This is a genomic window from Sulfitobacter sp. EhC04 (assembly GCF_001650875.1).
In the GTDB taxonomy this organism is placed as follows: domain Bacteria; phylum Pseudomonadota; class Alphaproteobacteria; order Rhodobacterales; family Rhodobacteraceae; genus Sulfitobacter.
The window spans coordinates 229893-249080 of record NZ_LXYI01000001.1 but is presented as its reverse complement, the minus strand read 5'-3'; the positions used below and the strand labels follow the sequence as shown (position 1 = coordinate 249080).

General features: G+C 62.1%; 13 protein-coding genes. 3 read left to right on the top strand and 10 right to left on the bottom strand.

What is annotated here, in order from left to right:
• Positions 1–548 precede the first annotated feature (548 nt).
• The gene (locus A8B82_RS01230) at positions 549–1661 is read right to left on the bottom strand and encodes an S-(hydroxymethyl)glutathione dehydrogenase/class III alcohol dehydrogenase (protein ID WP_067287325.1); all 1113 of its coding nucleotides are present in this window, start codon (positions 1659–1661) and stop codon (positions 549–551) included.
• Between the two features lie 106 nt (positions 1662–1767).
• On the bottom strand, positions 1768–2220 hold the full coding sequence (locus A8B82_RS01225; protein WP_067287263.1) for an Lrp/AsnC family transcriptional regulator: 453 nt from the start codon (positions 2218–2220) through the stop codon (positions 1768–1770).
• 137 nt (positions 2221–2357) lie between these two features.
• Here A8B82_RS01225 and A8B82_RS01220 point away from each other — a divergent pair, with 137 nt between their 5' ends.
• Positions 2358–5756, top strand: coding sequence for an indolepyruvate ferredoxin oxidoreductase family protein (locus A8B82_RS01220; protein WP_067287260.1), 3399 nt, complete (start codon positions 2358–2360; stop codon positions 5754–5756).
• Positions 5757–5971: 215 nt separating this feature from the next.
• On the opposite strand, the gene xylB is transcribed toward A8B82_RS01220, so the two are convergent.
• From xylB to xylF, 4 genes are all read right to left on the bottom strand, one after another.
• Positions 5972–7408, bottom strand: coding sequence for a xylulokinase (gene xylB / locus A8B82_RS01215; protein ID WP_201120709.1), 1437 nt, complete (start codon positions 7406–7408; stop codon positions 5972–5974).
• Positions 7408–8157 (bottom strand): ATP-binding cassette domain-containing protein, encoded by a 750-nt coding sequence (locus A8B82_RS01210; protein WP_067287255.1) that lies wholly within the window; start codon positions 8155–8157, stop codon positions 7408–7410. Before A8B82_RS01210 ends, xylB begins: the two co-directional genes overlap by 1 nt.
• A gap of 112 nt (positions 8158–8269) precedes the next feature.
• Positions 8270–9571 (bottom strand): sugar ABC transporter permease, encoded by a 1302-nt coding sequence (locus A8B82_RS01205; protein ID WP_067287253.1) that lies wholly within the window; start codon positions 9569–9571, stop codon positions 8270–8272.
• A 137-nt stretch (positions 9572–9708) separates the two neighbouring features.
• Entirely contained in the window at positions 9709–10740 is a 1032-nt protein-coding gene (xylF, locus tag A8B82_RS01200; RefSeq protein WP_067287250.1) for a D-xylose ABC transporter substrate-binding protein, read from the bottom strand.
• 208 nt (positions 10741–10948) lie between these two features.
• Here xylF and A8B82_RS01195 point away from each other — a divergent pair, with 208 nt between their 5' ends.
• Positions 10949–12214 (top strand): ROK family protein, encoded by a 1266-nt coding sequence (locus A8B82_RS01195; protein ID WP_067287247.1) that lies wholly within the window; start codon positions 10949–10951, stop codon positions 12212–12214.
• Positions 12211–13695: a CRTAC1 family protein gene (locus A8B82_RS01190; protein ID WP_067287244.1), complete on the top strand. Its 1485-nt coding sequence runs from the start codon at positions 12211–12213 to the stop codon at positions 13693–13695. Before A8B82_RS01195 ends, A8B82_RS01190 begins: the two co-directional genes overlap by 4 nt.
• On the opposite strand, the gene A8B82_RS01185 is transcribed toward A8B82_RS01190, so the two are convergent.
• The 4 genes from A8B82_RS01185 to A8B82_RS01170 all read right to left on the bottom strand — a co-directional run bounded on the left by A8B82_RS01185 (position 13692) and on the right by A8B82_RS01170 (position 18885).
• The gene (locus A8B82_RS01185; RefSeq protein ID WP_067287323.1) at positions 13692–15023 is read right to left on the bottom strand and encodes a cytochrome-c peroxidase; all 1332 of its coding nucleotides are present in this window, start codon (positions 15021–15023) and stop codon (positions 13692–13694) included. The genes A8B82_RS01190 and A8B82_RS01185 overlap by 4 nt on opposite strands.
• Positions 15024–15513: 490 nt before the next feature.
• Positions 15514–17001 (bottom strand): glucosylglycerol-phosphate synthase, encoded by a 1488-nt coding sequence (ggpS, locus tag A8B82_RS01180; RefSeq protein ID WP_067287242.1) that lies wholly within the window; start codon positions 16999–17001, stop codon positions 15514–15516.
• Positions 16991–17755: an HAD-IIB family hydrolase gene (locus A8B82_RS01175; protein ID WP_067287240.1), complete on the bottom strand. Its 765-nt coding sequence runs from the start codon at positions 17753–17755 to the stop codon at positions 16991–16993. Before A8B82_RS01175 ends, ggpS begins: the two co-directional genes overlap by 11 nt.
• Complete coding sequence (locus tag A8B82_RS01170) at positions 17755–18885, bottom strand: NAD(P)H-dependent glycerol-3-phosphate dehydrogenase (protein WP_082899075.1); 1131 nt, start codon at positions 18883–18885, stop codon at positions 17755–17757. The genes A8B82_RS01175 and A8B82_RS01170 overlap by 1 nt, the downstream gene beginning before the upstream one ends.
• Positions 18886–19188: the final 303 nt, after the last annotated feature.

The window sequence follows — 19188 nt, the reverse complement described above, 5'->3', positions numbered from 1 at the left end:
TCATCAGGTGATTCAAAGTCGTCATCGCACCCGCCCCCGATACAAAGCCCCACCCCCAGAAGGTCACCCAGGTCAAGATCGATATCAATGATCTGAGCCTGTGCAGGAAGAGTTGTCATTATCAGGGGCAGAACCGCCCCGATCATAGAATGCTTGAAATTGGTCATATCACTTCTCCAAACCAGTTACCCTTAAAGTTGTAAGTTGAGAATTCGGATAAATTTTGACGAGAGTTCTCAAAATCGCTGGTTATGCGCGGAAGATTAATTGAATCTTAACTAAATTAGAGCACCCAATGAAAACAGGTACTTAATTGGGCTGCGATCTAGAAATTCTGGGGAAACGGCGCGTAAATGGCCGAAAACATGACGAACGTCCGCAAGTTGCTGACGCAAGAGTTAACTTTCTGTTTTTTTAAACGCCACGCAGGGCTCAGCCCAAAAGGCTGATCAGACAGTCGAATAAATCAGCCCTGCTTCGCTCCTTCATTTGCGAAACAAAACAGGGCTTTTACCTATATTATATCATAATTGACCATAAGTCAGTAGTTAAAATTCAACCACCGCGCGAATGGACTTGCCCTGATGCATCAGTTCGAATCCGTGGTTGATCTCGTCCAGCGTCAGCTTGTGGGTGATCATCGGGTCGATCTCGATCTTGCCGTTCATGTACCAGTCGACAATCTGAGGCACATCGGTCCGGCCCTTGGCACCGCCAAAGGCCGTGCCACGCCAGACCCTACCCGTGACCAACTGGAACGGACGTGTGGAAATTTCGGCACCCGCTGCGGCCACACCGATGATGATGCTTTCGCCCCATCCCTTGTGCGCGGCTTCCAGCGCGGTACGCATCACCTTGGTGTTGCCCGTCGCATCAAAGGAGTAATCCGCCCCGCCGCCGGTCAGTTCGACCAGATGGGCAACCATATCACCGTCGACGTTGTTGGGATTGACGAAGTCGGTCATGCCGAAATATTTCGCGATCTCGGCCTTGTCGTCGTTCAGGTCGACGCCGACGATCTGGTCCGCACCGGCCAATCGCAGCCCCTGGATCACGTTCAACCCGATGCCGCCCAGGCCAAAGACCACGCAGCGCGCGCCGATTTCGACCTTGGCGGTGTTGATGACCGCACCGATGCCGGTGGTCACGCCACAACCGATATAGCAAATCTTGTCAAAGGGCGCATCCTTGCGCACCTTGGCCAATGCGATCTCCGGCACCACCGTATGATTGGCAAAGGTGGAACAGCCCATGTAGTGATGAATGGGGGTGCCATCCAGCATGGAAAACCGCGTGGTGCCATCGGGCAGCAGGCCCTGCCCCTGCGTGACACGGATCGCCTGGCACAGGTTGGTCTTGCCCGACAGGCAATAGTCGCACTGACGGCATTCCGGGGTATAAAGTGGGATCACGTGATCGCCCGGTTCCAGCGTTGTCACGCCTTCACCGACCTCCAGCACGATTCCGGCACCCTCATGTCCGAGGATCGCAGGAAAGATGCCTTCGGGATCGTCGCCCGAACGGGTGAATTCATCCGTGTGGCAAAGCCCGGTCGCCTTGATTTCGACCAGCACCTCGCCCTTTTTCGGCCCTTCGAGGTTCACTTCCATGATCTCTAACGGTTTGCCTGCTTCAACAGCGACGGCTGCACGGGTCTTCATCATGGGGAGTCCTCCGGTTTTGAGTTTCTGGCAAAAGGCCCAAGCTGGGCCGCGATGTCAAGCGGCGCGCGCCTGTCGGGCAGGAAATACCGGCCAGTCGCAGGGTTCAACCGCCCAGCGGCGCATTCGATTTGATCCGCCGCAGAACGACATTGGTCTGCGCCGAGTTGACGGCGGGCTGCACAAACAGGAAGTCTTCGAGAAAGGCGTTGTAGGCGTCGATATCCCGGCAGAGCACCCGCAGGTGGTAATCCGCTTGCCCCGTGGTGGCAAAACACTCCGTCACTTCCTCGCGCAGATGCACCGCCGCGATAAAGCGCGCCAGCGCCTGTGTGTCGTGGCGGGTCAGGTGAACATGTACAATCGCCTCGAACCCAAGGCCCATCGCCACCGGATTGACCATCGCGCTGTAACGCTCGATCACCCCTGCATCCTCCAATGCCTTGACCCGCCGCCAGCAGGCCGATGCAGAGATATTCAACTTTTCCGCCAGTTGCGCGTTGGACTGACGGGCGTCCTGCTGCAACAGGCGAACAAGTTTATGATCAATGGCTTCCATGAGCGCTCCTTGAGAAATCTATCCGCCGCAAGGCATCAAGGTGAATATTTCACCCCCATATCATAGGGAATTTCGCAAAAATAGACAGCAATATCCGGAGAATTCGCGTTAAACTGACCTTTCAGGAGGTGTTTCACATGACCAAGCAGGACCAGAGCTTTTCCACCTACAGGCTGGAGGACCGTTACGCGCTGCCGCGCGGGCGTGTTTTCATGACTGGTACGCAGGCACTGGTGCGTATCATGCTGGACCAGGCGCGGCGCGATCAGGCGGCGGGGTTGAACACCGCCGGTTTTGTATCTGGCTATCGCGGCTCCCCGCTGGGTGGCCTGGACCAGGAGATCTGGCGCAACAAGGCCCGGCTGGATGCGGGCCGCATCAAGTTCCTGCCCGCCGTGAACGAAGACCTTGGCGCCACCGCCGTTCTGGGCGCACAGCAGGCCCATCTGGACCCGCATGCAGAGGTCGAGGGCGTCTTTTCCATGTGGTACGGCAAGGGGCCGGGGGTGGACCGCTCGGGCGACGCGCTGAAACACGGCAACGCCTACGGATCGGCCCCCAAGGGTGGCGTGCTGGTGGTCGCAGGCGACGATCACGGCTGCGTCTCTTCCTCCATGCCGCATCAGTCCGACGTGGCTTTCATGGCGTGGTTCATGCCCACGCTGAACCCTGCATCGGTGGCCGAATATCAGACCTTCGGCGAATACGGATTTGCACTGTCGCGCTTTACCGGCACATGGGTCGGGTTCAAGGCAATATCCGAGACGGTGGAATCCGGTGCATCTGTCGATCTGGCGGCAGACCGTGTGTTCATCCAGCCCGATTACACCGCGCCATCGGGCGGCCTGCATGTCCGGTTGGGCGATCTGCCCTCCCCCCTGATCGAGAACCGACTGCACGACAAGCTTGAGGCGGTCGAAGCCTTTGTCGAGGCGAACCCGATCGACCGGCGCATCTATGACCTGCAAGATGCGCCCTTCGGGATCGTCACCACCGGCAAGGGCCATCTGGACCTGATGGAAGCACTGCGCCTGCTGGGGCTGGACGAGAACAAGTGCCACGCGCTCGGCATCGACATCTACAAGGTCGGCATGGTCTGGCCCCTGGCCCGGCGCGATGCGCTGGCCTTTGTCCGCTCCAAACGCGAAGTGCTGGTGATCGAGGAAAAGCGCGGCATCATCGAAAGCCAATTCAAGGAAGCCTTCTATGACTGGCCCGGCTCCAAGCCCGCGCGCATGGTCGGCAAACATGACGAGAACCTTGACGAACTGGTGCCCTGGACGGGCGAACTGTCACCGCTGAAGCTGGTCCCGATCCTCGCGGCACGGCTGCACGCCTTTTTTCCGGATGAAAACCTGCCGGACAAGGCAAAGGCCCTGACCGACACGCCGCCCATCCTGCTGAACGTGCCGGGGGCGACCCGTACACCCTATTTCTGTTCGGGCTGCCCGCATAATACTTCGACCAAACTGCCCGAAGGCTCCACCGCCAATTCCGGGATCGGCTGTCACGTCATGGCCTCCTGGATGGACCGCGACACCGCCGGTTTCGCCCAGATGGGCGGTGAAGGCGTGCCATGGATCGCGACCTCGCTGTTCAATGGCGGCAAGCATGTGTTCCAGAACCTCGGCGAAGGGACCTGGTATCACTCCGGTTCGCTCGCAATCCGGCAGGCGGTCGCGGCAAAGGCAAACATCACCTACAAGATCCTCTACAACGACGCTGTCGCCATGACCGGCGGACAACCCGTGGACGGCCCGGTCTCTGTCTTCGGCATCGCTCAGGCGGCGCGGGCCGAGGGGGTCACGCGTATCGCCATCGTCTCCGACATGCCGGAAAAGTTCACGCACGGCGACTTCCCCAAGGGGACCACATTTGACCACCGCCGCGATCTGGACACGGTACAGCGCGAATTGCGCGACATTCCCGGTGTGACCGTCCTGATCTACGAACAGATGTGCGCCACCGAGAAGCGTCGCAAGCGCAAACGCGGCACGCTGGAAGACCCGCCAAAGTTCGTGATGATCAACGATCTGGTCTGCGAAGGCTGCGGCGATTGCAGCCTTGAATCCAACTGCCTGAGCGTGGAGCCGAAAAAGACCGAGTTCGGCACCAAGCGCAAGATCAACCTGAGCACCTGCAACAAGGACTATTCCTGCCTCAACGGCTTTTGTCCCTCCTTCGTGACCATCGAAGGGGCGACGCGCCGCCGCAAGGCCGGTGCCGGTTTCAATGTGGCAGAGATGGCCCGCGCCCTGCCCGACCCCAACATGCCCGGGCTGGACGATCCCTATGACCTGCTGGTCACGGGGGTGGGCGGCACCGGCGTGGTGACCGTGGGTGCGCTGATCTCCATGGCCGCGCATCTGGAAGGCAAAGGTTCCAGCGTGCTGGATTTCACCGGTTTTGCGCAGAAGTTCGGAACCGTGCTTGGCTATGTGCGGCTGGCGCGCAGACCCGGCGACGTGCACCAGGTCCGCATCGAGGAAGGCCACGCCGACGCGGTGATCGGCTGCGACATGGTGGTCAGTTCCGCGCCCAAGGCATCGGCGCACTACCGCAAGGGCACCCGGATCGTGCTGAACCGGGCGGAAATGCCGACCGGCGATCTGGTGTTGAACCGCGATGCCGATCTGGCGATGGACCAGCGCGAGGCGGTGATCGCGGAGGTTGTCGGTGCCGGGAACCTGTCGGCCTTCGATGCCAACGCCATGGCTGAACGGCTGATGGGTGACGCGGTTTTTGCCAATGTCATGATGCTGGGATTTGCCTGGCAAAAGGGGCTGGTGCCGGTCTCGCTGACCGCGCTCTATCAGGCCATCGAGTTGAACGGCGTAGCCCCGGACCGAAACAAGGATGCCTTTGCCTATGGCCGCGTTATGGCGGCGAATCCTGCCAAGCTGGCCCTGCCCGAACCGACCCAGCCGGATGAAACGGTTCAGGGCCTGATCAAACGGCGCATGGCCTTCCTGACCGAGTATCAGGATACAGCCTATGCCCGGCGTTATGCCGACAGGCTGGCGCGTTTTGCCGAAACCGGTGCTGACGAGGACATGCAGCGCGCGGCGGCACGGTCACTGTTCAAGCTGATGGCCTACAAGGACGAATACGAGGTGGCCCGCCTGCACAGCCAGACCGGATTTGCCGAGCGTATCGCGGAAGAGTTCGAGGGCGACTACAAGGTGAAATACCACCTTGCCCCCCCGATGTGGCCCACGGGCCAGGACACGCGCGGGCGTCCCTTCAAAAGGATCTTCGGCCCCTGGATGGGGTCGGCCTTCCGGCTACTTGCGCGTATGAAGGGTTTGCGTGGCAGCTGGGCGGATGTCTTCTCCTACGGGGCGGACAGGCGGATGGAAGTGGCGCTGATCGGCTGGTACGAGGACCTGATGGACCAGGTGGCCCGCAGCAACCTCACGCAAGTGGACAAGCTGGCCCTGCTCGCCGCACCGAAGGATATCCGCGGCTATGGTCCGGTCAAGGAAAAGGCAGCCGATAAGGTCCGTGCCGAGGTCGAGGCGCGGCTAGCGGCGTGACGTTTTCTTCAAAGAAAACGGACCGGAGTTTTCAAAAACTCCGGCGCGCGGCATGGCCCGGCCAAGGAAGGGTGACCGGGCAGGTCCGCGCCGAGGTCGAAACCCGGCTGGCAGCGTGACGTTTTCTTCAAAGAAAACGAACCGGAGTTTTCAAAAACTCCGGCGCATGCGGCATAGCGGTCAGAAAGTCATAAATGGGGATCAAGCAGCATCCGTCAGACCATATCCCGGACCATTGCATAGGCCGCACGGTAGCGCGCGTGGCCATCCGCCATTGCCGCTGTCAAGGCCGGGTCGGGCTCAACGCTGCGCGCGATCGGGGGTTTGCCGGCAATCTCTGCACCTGCCCCGGTTGCCGCCATCTGGCCCAGACGCGCCGCCCCCAGCGCCGCGCCGAAATCGCCCGCCTGCGGCACCTCCAACGGGAATCCCAAGGTGCTTGCCAGCATCGCCAACCAATGGTCCGACCGTGCCCCGCCGCCCAGCGCCAGCGCGCTTTCGATCCGGGTGCCGGTTGCCCCCAGGGCAAGATTGCAGTCGGCAAAGGCATAGCTGACCCCTTGCAACACAGCACGGGCCGCGGCAGGGGCATCGGTGGCGTGATCCAGATGCAGGAACTGGCCCCGGATGGACGCATCGTTGTGCGGCGTGCGTTCGCCGCCCAGATAGGGCAGGAACAGGGTCTTGCCCGGTGCCTCCACGCTCCCCAGATCGCGGGTCAGATCGGCAGCGGATTGCCCGGTCAGGCGCGACAGCCATTCCAATGCATCGGTTGCCGCAAGGATCACCCCCATCTGGTGCCAGGTCTCCGGCACCGCATGGCAGAAGGTATGCACCGCCGTCTCGGGGTCGGGGCGATAGCCGTCGTTGGCGGCGAACAGCACACCAGATGTGCCCAGCGACAGGAAGGCGGTGCCATCGCGCACCACCCCTGCCCCGATGGCCGCCGCCGCATTGTCCCCGGCTCCGCCCGCGACCACCGCACGCGGCAGGCCCAGGTCTGCCGCAAGATCGGCACGCAACCGGCCCGAAACCCCCGACCCTTCGACCAGCGTCGGCATCTGGTTGCGGTCAAGATGGCAACCCGCCAGCAATTCATCGGACCAATCCCGCGCGCCGGTATTCAGCCAGGCTGTCCCCGCCGCATCTGACATTTCCGACACATGTTCCCCGGTCAGGAACAGGCGCAGATAGTCCTTGGGCAACAGCACCTTTGCGATCCGGTCAAAAATCCCTGGCTCATTCTGGCGCACCCATTCGACCTTGGGCGCGGTAAAGCCGGGAAACACGATGTTGCCGGTGATATCGCGAAACCGTGCCTGAGCATCCATCGCGGCGGCCTGCAGATGACTGCGGGTATCGTTCCACAGCATACAGGGGCGCAGCGGGGTGTCATCGGCACCGATCAGCGTTGCCCCATGCATATGCCCCGACAGGCCAATGCCCGTCACGCCCGAACAATCATGCGCAAACACCAGGGCCCGCAACGCCGTGACAGCAGCATCGCACCAGCTTTGCGGGTCCTGTTCGGACCAGCCATCACCGGGGCGCTGCACGCTGAGCGGCACCGCGTGTTCCGCCAGCACCTCATGCGCATCGTTCATCAGGATCGCCTTCAGCGAAGATGTTCCTAGATCAAGGCCGATGAACATCAAGCCGCCTCGCGCGGGTTCTTGCCCAGGATGATCATCGACAGGATATCATCTTCGGTCACATCCTCGACCCGTTCAGTCCCGACCATCTGGCCGTTCTTCATCACAGCTACGCGGTCGCAAAGTTCCATCATCTCACGCGTGTCATGGCTGATCAGGAAGATGCCAAGCCCCTGTTTCTTCAACTCCTGGATCAGTTCCGCAACCATCGCTGTCTCATGCACCCCCAGCGCCGCCGTGGGTTCATCCATGATCAGGATCTTCGCGTTGAAATAGACCGCGCGGGCAATCGCGACCGACTGGCGCTGCCCGCCCGACAGGGCCGACACCGGCTCTTTCAGTTTTTTGAAGTTGGGGTTGAGCCGCGCCATGATCTTGCGCGTCTCGGCCTCCATCCGGTCGTCATCGACAAAGCCCAGGCCGGTGGTCAACTCGCGCCCCAGGAACAGGTTGCTCGCCGCATCCAGATTATCGGCCAGCGCAAGCGTCTGGTAGATCGTCTCGATATTATAGTCGCGGGCGTCGCGGGGTGAATGGATCGTGGCGCGTTCACCCTCAATCCAGATCTCGCCGGAATCCATCTTGTAGGCCCCCGACAGCATCTTGATCAGGGTCGATTTCCCGGCACCGTTATGGCCCAGCAGGCCCACGACCTCGCCCGCGTGCAGGCTGATGCTGACATTATCGACCGCCTGCACCCCGCCAAAGGCGATGGAGACGTTTTTCATTTCGACCAAAGGCGTTGTCATCTACGTTGCCCCCATGTGTTTGAGGTGTCGCGCCAGAGGCGCGCAATAAATTTGAGGTGTCGCGCGAGAGGCGCGCGAAAAACAGGTGAAATATCGCTGGTGCTCCGCTTCATCATTTCGCCCCCACTCTCTTGCGATACTGAATGTCGATGAAGACGGCAAAGACCAGCACCGCGCCCACCACGATGTTCTGCAAGGGCGCATCGACGCCCACCATGGCCATCCCCGATTGCAGCGACTGCATGATCAGCGCGCCGAGGATCGCACCATATATCGTGCCGATACCCCCCGACAGCGCGGTGCCGCCAATCACGGCTGCGGCAATCACCCGCAATTCGTCCAGCGTGCCAAGGTCGTTGGAGTGGTTTGCCAGCCGCGAAGAGGCGACGATGGCGGATATGGCGCAGAGCACGCCCATCAGGGCAAATATCTTGACTGTCAGAAACCGCGTGTTGATCCCCGACAGTTCCGCCGCATCCGGGTTGCCGCCGGTGGCAAAGATATAGCGGCCAAAGCGGGTGCGCCGCGCAATCACCGTCATCACCACCGCGATGCCCAGCAGCAGCAACACCGAAATCGGCAGCCCGTAAACCGGGTTGCAGCCCTCGGCAACCTCGCAGCCGTATTTTGCCGGGTCCCGCGCCACCACGCGTTCAGGCACACCATAGTTGGTCAGGATCGCGATGAACCCCGCAATGGCAGCGGTGGCAATCACCGCCAGCGTCACCTCGGCCCAAAGCGGCTTGACCGGGAAGTCATGTGCCACCTTCACCCGCCGCGCGTTGAAGATCAGGATCACGGTGGCAACAATCGCGATGATGCCCAAGCCCCAGCTGAGCGGCCCGCCAAGGGTGCCGTTGATGCCGCCGAAGGTCATGAAGGTACTGTCGAGCGGTCCAATGGTCTGGCCTGCGGTCTGATACCAGCCCACGTTGCGCCAGATCAGGAAACCGCCCAGCGTCACGATAAAGGCAGGGATGCCCTGGTAGCCGATCAGCCAGCCGTTGAAGGCCCCGATCATCCCGCCAAAGATCACCCCGGCGGTGATCGCAATCCACGGAATTGCCCAATGGCCGATCTCCAGCCCCAGTCCGGGCAGCCAGCGCACCTGCGTCATGGCCATCAGCGCCGAACAGGCCGCCAGGATCGCGCCGACGCTCAGGTCGATGTGGCGCGTGACGATGACAAAGACCATCCCGGTCGCCATGATCGCAACCGAAGCCGTCTGGATCGTCAGGTTGAAAATATTGCGCGGCGTCAGGAAACGCCCTTCGGTCAGCACGTTGAACACCAGCGCCACCAGCACGAATGCCCCGATCATGCCCAGCAAACGGGTGTCGATCTCAAGCGAGTTGAGAAAGCTGCGCTTGGGGGCTGTCGGGCTTGGCCGTGTGTCTGTTGTGGAATCGGTCATGTCTCTGGCCTTCGCATATGGCGCGACCGGCCCTTGAGGGGCGGTATGGCGCGGTGCGGAAATAGGGGGTGTGCATCAACCTGCGCTGCGCGCAGATGAATGAATTGGGGGCGGCGCGGGCCGCCCCCGGATCGCGATCAGTTACAGGGTGCGGGACCGTCGGTCACGCCCTGGCACAAGGCCTCCTGGGTGATCCAGCCCGCGTCGGTCACGACGCTAAGGTTGTCGGCGGTCACCGGCACGGGGGCGAGGAACTTTGCCGTCAGCACAGAACCACCCGGCGATGTCCATTCCTGCGCACCTTCGACGGCAGACATGTCGGCACCACCGGCCAGTTGGACGGCGATTTCACCCGCAGCCTTGCCCAGTTCGCGCGCGTCCTTCCAGACAGAGACAGTCTGCGTCCCCTTGGCGACGCGGTTCAGCGCGGCGTGGTCGCCGTCCTGACCGGAAACCGGGATGCCCTCCATGCCCTGTGCCGTCAGCGCGGCAACAACGCCACCTGCGGTGCCGTCATTCGACGCCACAACCGCGTCGACGTTGTTGTCATTGGCGGTCAGGATCTGCTCCATGTTGCGCTGCGCGTTGGCGGGCAGCCAGCCGTCTGTATAGGCTTCATCGACGATGGTGATCTTGCCCGCGTCAATCGCTTCCTGCAGCACTTCCTGCTGGCCGCCACGCAGGAAATCCGCGTTCGGATCGGTGGGCGACCCCTTGATCATGACATAGTTGCCTTCGGGCTGTGCCGCAAACACGGCACGGGCCTGCATCCGGCCCACTTCGATGTTGTCGAAGGTCAGATAGAACGCGCGGTCGTCTTCGATCAGGCGGTCATAACCAACAACCGGAATACCCTCGTTTGCCGCCGCATTGATGGCCGGGCCAATCGCTGCGCTGTCCTGCGCGAGGATGATCAGCGCGTCGACGCCCTGCGCGATCAGGCTTTCCACGTCCGACAGCTGCTTGGCCGAAGATGACTGTGCATCGGCTGAGACATAGGTCGCACCGGCAGCTTCCAACGCGCCCTTGATTGCGGCCTCATCCGTCTTCCACCGCTCTTCCTGAAAATTTGACCAGCTCACGCCGATCGTCATGCTGTGACTATCCGCCCAGGCGAATGATGTGAATCCTGCGACCGCAACGCCAGCCGCGAGCATTTTCTTGAACATGTCGTCCTCCCTTATGATTCCCCCTGTCGCGCAGGAGGCGAGTCAGTTGACCCTGATAATAAGGTCGCTCAATTTATTTTAGCTGTCAAAATAATAATTCTCGTTTCGCCCGAATTTTCACATTTTTTTCTTCCCAAACGCCAAAGTCTTCGCCAAAATCATACATACCGGCCCAATATTGGGTGATTTATGTTTAGAGACTGAATTTATGGATGGCCATACAGCTGATCTCGCAGAGAACCCGCTGAAGGGATGCGGTCCGCAGCTGGGCAAAGGGCGGGCTGCGAATACCCCGCTGCGCGTCCAGATTTTCGATTATGTACGCGCATCCGGTTCCGCCGCAAGGGCCGACATCACCCGCGCGCTGGATATCAGCGCGGGTTCGGCCACCACCCTGACGGCAGACCTGATCACCGCGGGATTGCTGCGCGAGGTCACCGGCATGACCCGCGAGGCCGGGCGCGGACGCCCGCCTGTCGCGCTCCAGGTCGTTCCCGATGCGGCCCATGTTATCGGGATCAAACTGTCCTACAACCGGCACACCGCCGTCCTGACCGATTTTGCAGGCAACATGCTGGCGGATACGGCGCTGCCCACCAGCCAGGCCGTACATTCGATGCCGCAATTGCTGCAAGAAATCGACGCGTTGATCCAACAGATATTGACCGAAAGCGGAAAGGCCCTGTCTGACATTCGCGCCGTTGGCATCGGCATGCCCGGCATCATCGAATTCGACACCGGCACCATCGCATGGTCGGCCCTGCTGTCAGCGCGCGACCAGAACCTGCGCACCGCGTTCGCAACCCGTTTTGACATGCCGGTCTACATCGACAATGACGCCAATATGTTGACACTTGCGGAACTGTGGTTTGGTGAAGGGCGGCAGAAAAGCGATTTCGCGGTGGTGACCATCGAAAACGGTGTCGGCATGGGGCTGGTGCTGAACAACCGGCTTTATCGCGGCGCGCGGGGCATGGGCCTGGAACTGGGCCACACCAAGGTGCAGCTTGACGGCGCGCTGTGCCGTTGTGGCCAACGCGGCTGTCTTGAGGCCTATCTGGCCGACTACGCGCTGGCCCGCGAGGCGGCGACCGCCCTTGGCCCCGCGACAGCCACACCACAAAGCAACCAGATGCTGCTTGAAACCCTGTTTCAGAATGCCAAGGCGGGGAACCGCGCCGCCCGCACCATCTTTGAACGCGCGGGGCGGTATTTGTCGGTCGGCCTGTCAAATGTCGTGCAATTGTTCGACCCCGAGCTGATCATCCTGTCCGGGGAGCGGATGCAGTATGATTACCTCTATGCCTCGGAAGTGCTGACAGAGATGCAGGAACTGACCCTGTCAGAGGGCCGCGCCCCCTGCGAAGTGGCGATCCACGCCTGGGGCGATCTGGTCTGGGCACGTGGTGCCACCGCGCTGGCGCTGTCGGCGCTGACCGACACGCTGATTGGCGGAGAAGGGGAAACAACATGAGACGCGCAATCCTGCTGGCCTGCCTGATCGGCACCGCGGCACAGGCCGACCCGCTGTTCAAGGATATGTCCAGCGCCCTGCCGGATCACAGCTACACCGGCGGATGGGAGCACTTCGTCGGCGGTGGCGTTGCCGTGTTTGATTGTGACGGCGACAGCCTGCCCGACATCTTTGCCGCAGGCGGTGCCGCCCCCGCCACCTTGATCCGCAACCGGGGTCATTTCTGGTTTGACGCGGCCCCCCTGCCCCCGCTGACCGGCGTCACCGGGGCCTATCCGATCGACATGGATGCCGATGGGCGGATGGACCTTTTCGTGTTGCGCGCGGGCGAGAATGTCGCCCTGCGCGGCGGTGCCGATTGCAGCTTTGAGGATGCCACCACACAATGGGGCCTGCCGACCGATACACGGTGGAGCACCGCTTTCACCGCCTGGTGGGAAGGCGGCGACACCCGCCCGACCCTGGCCATCGGCAACTACGTGGACCGCAGCGACCCCGATGGCCCTTTCGAGGCCTGCGATGAAAACACGATCCTGCGCCCGGTCGCGGGCGGATATGAGGCCACACCGCTCACGCCGGGCTTCTGCCCCCTGTCGATCCTGGCGGCACGGGATGCGCGGCGCCGCCAGACGCTGCGCATCTCCAACGACCGGCATTATTACGTCAAGGGCGGCCATGAACAGATGTGGGACATCGCAGAGCGCCGTTTTCTGGGGCCTGAGGACGGCTGGCAGAACGTGGCGCTTTGGGGCATGGGGATCGCCTCGCGCGATATCACGGGGGATGGCGCGGACGAGGTGATGCTGACCTCGATGGGGGACCAGTTGTTGCAGATCGCACAGCCCGACGGCACCTATGCCGCCGCGCCCTATGCCATCGGCACCTACGCCCAGCGGCCGCATACCGGCGGTGACGGACGCCCCTCGACCGGTTGGCATGCCGAATTCGGTGATGTGGATAACGATGGCCGCGCCGATCTGTTCATCGCCAAGGGCAATGTGGACCAGATGCCGGGGCTGGCCACGCGCGACCCCAACAACCTGCTGATGCAACAGCCCGATGGCACCTTTGCCGAACGCGCGGCCCGGGCCGGGGTGGCCACTGTCAAGCGGTCGCGTGGTGCGGCGCTGGCCGATTTCGACGGCGACGGGCGGCTGGACCTGCTGGTGCTGAACCGCCGCGCCCCGCTGGAGATCTATCGCAATGTGACCACGGACACGGGCAACTGGCTTGCCGTCACGCTGAAGCAGGGCAATGGCAACCGCGACGCGGTCGGTGCCGTGATCGACCTGCGCACCGGACCGGCGCGGCAATCTGTGCAACAGGTGATCGGCGGCGGTCATGCGGGCGGGCAGATGCTGCCGCGCCATTTCGGGCTGGGCGCGGCAGAGAGCGCCGAAGTCACGGTCACCTGGCCCGATGGCAGCAGTTCAGCGCATGACCTTGGCGCGGGCACGACCCACGTTATCGACAAACCCTAGCGCTGCACCGGCAATCCACTGGGCACCGTCTCTGGGATGCCCAGACGCCCGTCAATTGCCACGGGGTCGGTCAGTGTGTCCAGAAAGGCGACGATTGCGTCCAGATCGGCTGGCGACATCTGAACCGATGGGGTCCGAACCGCCGCCAGTATCGCGGCAAGCTGTCCGGGGTCATGCATCACGGTGAAATCCTCGGCCTCGAAGCGCGGCAGCACGGCCTGCCCCTCGTCATACCGTTCAAGCCCCACCCCCGGGTCCGCATGGGCCGCGACGAAAGCGGCCAGATCACGGTGCCCGCCTGCGTGACCATAAGGCGCCGTCAGCGCCACGTTGCGCAGCGATGGCGTGCGAAAGGCATAAAGATTCGCCGGGTCGCCCGTCACGCGAAAACGCCCCTCGTCGCGGTCGTTGTCCTCGAAACTTGCGGATTTACCCGGGCCAATCTGCGGCGCGCCCATGGCGTGAAAATCATGATCGGTCAGGAACGGTCCGCTGTGGCAATCGGCACAGCCCGCCTTGCCATAGAACAGCTCCAACCCCGCCTGCGCCGCACCCTCAAGCTGCGCCTCGCCGCGCAACACCGCGTCGAAGGGCGCGGTATCGGACCGCCACTCATGCTCCATAAACGCGGCAAGCGCGTCGGAAATATCCGTGAAAGCGATGTCATCCGGGCCGGTCACATGCGGATAGACCGCCATAAAACTGTCGGCATAGGCGGGCAACGCCGCCACCCGGCGCGCGATCAGGTCCCAGGCACCGCCCGGCCCGGTGATCACCCCCTGCCGCACCGCGCGCGCCACGTCGTTTTCACGGTGCGATCCGGCCATCTCGTCCCGGCTGAGGACGGGAAACATGGTCTGCGCCGACAGGGCAGAGGCAAAGCCGGTGACCATGTCGGCGTCCATCGGGGTACGCAGCCCGCCGGGCCAGTCGGCATCCGCCTCTAGCCTGCCGTCATGAAACAACGAAGTGAATTCATGCGCGCCGAGGTTGAACAGACCCGGCGCGTTGCGCGGAATGCGCTCTTCCGGCAGGTTGTCCGGGTCCGCCTTCCGCTCGGGCCCCATACCGATACCGCCATCCCCCAGTGACAGAGACACCCCGTCACTGGTGCCGAAATCCGGGTGGTGGCAGCTTGCACAGGAAACGCTGCGGTTGCCCGAGAGGATGGCATCGTAGAACAGCAACTGGCCCAGCCGCGCCTCGTCCAGGTCGATGGGGCGGTAATCGCTGTCGGTCACAGGATCAGGCAGGGCCTGGGCCATCACCATGGCAGGCCAGAAGGCCAGCCCGGCCAAAACTGTTCGCAATGACAATATCGGTTTCATGCCCGCCAGCATAGCCGATGCTTGAACATAGAAAAGGGGTCAGGCGGTTTTGGCGTTGTATCAGATGTCAGGAAAACCCGGTTTTTGGTCACTCGCTGACCCGGAGCGCGGCGCTACCTCTGAAGGAGGGAGGCAGGGGCCAAGCGGACACTCGTGAAAAAATGCCGCGTAGGGCGGGATTGAGGCCTGTCCCCCGCGCGGAATCAAGGCCGCAGGCCGCCGCGCATCGCCGGGCCGTCCCCTGGCACGGCGATTTGGCTGCTGTCGTGTGTCACGCATAACTGGGAAGTGCATGGCTGCCATAAAGTGCCAGTCATGACGGTCGGATCGCCGCACCACGGCCCGTCGATGCGCGGCTTGGGGTTTCGTTGCAAAGGGCCGCTTCGTCCCGCTCACCTGACCTCGCCCCATGCCGCGCCAAAAGTCCGGTCTCGTTCGGAACCACCTGGCACGGCACCCTGACAGGATTCGGAAAATTCGACACGAAGTGTCAAGAATTCCCGGCATGCGACACGTCGAACTGGTGCTTGTGCTCTTCCGCCCAGGCATCCAGCGTATAGCGGAATACGGCCTTGCGCAGTTCAACCATCCGCGCGCGGCGTTCCTCCTGCGGCATGTCGAGCGCGGCAAGGATCGCATTGTCCATGGACCGGTGGGAAAACGGATTGGTGATCACCGCTGAATGCAGTTCGACCGCCGCACCCGCAAATTCCGACAGCACCAGAACCCCGTCCCCGTCACTGCGCGCGGCGACAAATTCCTTGCAGACCAGGTTCATCCCGTCCACCAGCGGCGTGATCCAGGCCACATCCGCCGCCATATAGTAGGACAACAACTGCTCGAACGGAATCGCCCGCGAGATCAGCGCGATCGGCTGCCATTCCAATGTGCCGAAACGCCCATTGATCCGGCCTGCGGTTTCCTCGATCCCGGTCTGCGTGCGCGCATAGGCCGACATTTTCCGGTCGGCGCTCACGGACACATGCATCAGCTTGACCTTGCCGCGCAGGTCCGGGTTGTCCTCCAGCACGCGCTCGAAACTCTCAAGCTGGTCGACGCCACCCTTGGTGTAATCGGTGCGCCCCACTGACAGGATCAGCCGCACATCGCCCATGCCATCGCGAATCTCGCGGGCCGTTTCCCTCAGCTCCGGTTCCTCCGACCGCCCAGAGATATATTCGGCGCTGACCCCGACCGAAGCCGAGCTGATCGCGATCTTGCGCCCGTCCTGGGTGATCGAGGTCGGCACGCGCCGCTCGCTCAGCGCGGTGCCGTCCGACACCAGATCGGGCGCGACATGGCCGATGGTGATGTCATCCAGATCGAACAGCGAATTGGCGACCGCCACGAAATTCGAGGCATAGCGCGGGATGTGAAAGCCGATGATGTCGCATTTCAGCAGGCTGTCCACGATCTCGCGCCGCCAAGGCAGCACGTTGAACATATCCGCCGCCGGAAACGGCGTGTGGTGGAAAAAGCTGATCGTCACGTCGGACCGCAACTGCCGCAGATACCCCGGCACAAGCCAAAGGTTGTAGTCATGCACCCAGACCCGCGCGCCCTTGCCCGCCTCTCGCGCGGCGGCTTCGGCAAAGGCCCAGTTCACCTCGCGAAAGGTGGGCCAGTCCACGGGGTCGTAGTTGAACTTTTCCTTGAAGCTGTGAAGGATTGGCCAGAACGCCTCCTTTGACGAAACGTGGTAAAAGCTTTTGACCTGCGCCTCTGTCAGCGGCAGGCGGGACACGTTGTAGGTGCCGTGGTTGTCGTTGATTTCGACCACCTTCTCAAAGCCGGGGTTGGCCGGATCTTCGGCCAGTTTCCAGGCGATCCAGGTGGCATGTTCGGCGGTGCCGAAAAAGCTCTTGAGCGTGGGCACGATGCCATTGGGGCTCTTGTTCTCGCGCAGGACCGTCTTGCCGTTTTCCTCGACCTCTTCGTAGGGCTGGCGGTGGTACACGATGACCAGATCAGATGACATCAGTCAGTATTTCCTTTGCATCGGGATGAAGATCAAAAGCGATCATGGCCTCGACGATCCCGGCAGCGCCGATGGCCTTGGCTTGGTGTATCCGGGGCAGATCCGGCAGTGCCTCGATCAGCGCGGCCTCCGACCCGCCAACTGCCACGGCGGGTGTGCCCGCAATCAGCATAGACAGATCGTTCAGCGTGTCACCAGCGGCCAGAACCCGTTCGGGCGGCAGCGACAGGTGTTCAAGCAGCCGCAACAGCGACGGCCCCTTGCTGACCCCGCGCGGCAGGACATCCAGGAATCGGTTGTCCGAAATCAGCACATCATGGCCCATCCCGGCGATCACCTCTGCGGCGCGCGGATCGTAGCTGTCGGGATCATAATCGAAACTGACCCGGTAGCGAAAGGCGGTCTTCTGCTCTGTCAGGCCGGGGAAAGACTTCAGTTCTGCGCGCACCGCATCACCGCTGTCATTCCACTGCGCGGCAATTTCCCTTTCCAGCGCGTCAATCGGCCTGATCCCTTTTTCAGGATGCACCTGCGCAATGCTGGTGCCCACGTCGCAGACGACATATTCGGGCCAGGGCAGTTCGTTGGACGAGCACATCTCATGGATGAATTCCGGGTCCCGGCCACTCACGAAAACCAGACCGACAGTATCCCGGTTGTCTTCGATCCAGCGGTACAGCGCGCGGCGGTCAGCCTGGGTGCCACCCAGGAAAGTCCCGTCCAGATCGGTGGCCAGTACAAATGGCTTGTCCATTACGCGGCCCCTCCGTCGAGACCGGTCATTGATTTATGCGCGGGGTTGTTCAGCGTCAGATCCATCGCACGCGGCTCCGCCGAGATCGGTTGGGTCCACAGGTCTGCAAAAGCCGCATTCAAATCGCGCCCCTCGTGCAGGATGCCGAACACAGTCTCGCAGATTGGCATTGCCACCCTGACCCGTTTCGCCAGGTCAATGACGGACCGCGCATTCGCCTCGCCCTCGACCACCACAGGCGCGCCGTCAAAGCACTGATCGCGCGGGATGCCCTGGCCAAGCTGCACCCCCAGCGACATGTTGCGCGATGTCTGGCTTGAGCAGGTCAGGGTCAGATCGCCCGTCCCCGCCAACCCGGTGACGGTTTCACGCCTACCGCCCAATGCCTCTGCCAGCACCTTCATCTCGTCCAGGCCGCGTGTGATCAGCGCGGCGCGGGTGTTCTCGGCAAATCCCGCACCTGTCATCATGCCGCAGCCGATGGCGACGACGTTCTTCACCGCCCCCCCGATCTCGACCCCAACCAGATCGTCGGAAATATAGGTCTTGAAGAAGCCCGTGCTCATCGACAGAGCCAATCGCGCGGCGGGGCTGTGCGCAGGTTCCAGCCGGTCCTTGTGGCTGAAGTCAAAGGCAACTGTCGCAGCGGTTGGATGGCCCAGCGCGGTTTCACGCGCAAAGGTCGGACCGGAGATGGTGCCGACCGGCACATGCGGCATCTCTTCCGAGACGACCTGAGACATCAGATAGCCTGTCTTGGGTTCGATCCCCTTGGTGCAGATCGCCACCGGTGTGCCGTCTTTGACCAGCCCGGAAATGCGCGAGGCCATGGCACGTACCGCACCAGAGGGCACCACCAGCAACACCGCGTCCGCGCCCTCCAGCGCTACCTCCAGATCGTCGGTTGCGGTCAATGACGGCGGCAATTCGATTTCGGGCAGGTATTTCGCATTCACATGAGTGGCGTTGATTGCACAGACCGTCGCACTGTCACGCGCATATAGGTGAACCACCCGACCCGCCTTTGCCGCGACGCTGGCCAGCGCCGTCCCCCATGCACCACCACCGATCACCGCGATCCGGGCATAGGGTTGTTCCTGTGTCGGCAGCACCTTGATTTCCGCTGTCATATCCTGGGCTCCTTTTGTGCTGACGCATCAACCCGGTCCTTGGCCCGGACCGACCTGCGCATCCGCTCGTCATGCTTAGCTACTGACCTAACGGCATGCCGTGTCAGTTCAATGCGAGACGCCGAGAAAGCCGAGAAACACGCAGGCTACGTCTGGATTTTGCCTAATTTTTGGGCAACTCGCGGAATGACGCGCAATCCTTGCTCAGGCCCTGCCCGGCTGACGCATCGCGCCGCCGCAGGATTAATGCGCTGAAATCATGTTATTTTCCAGACAAGATGGCCAGAATAAGCCGCCCCCGAC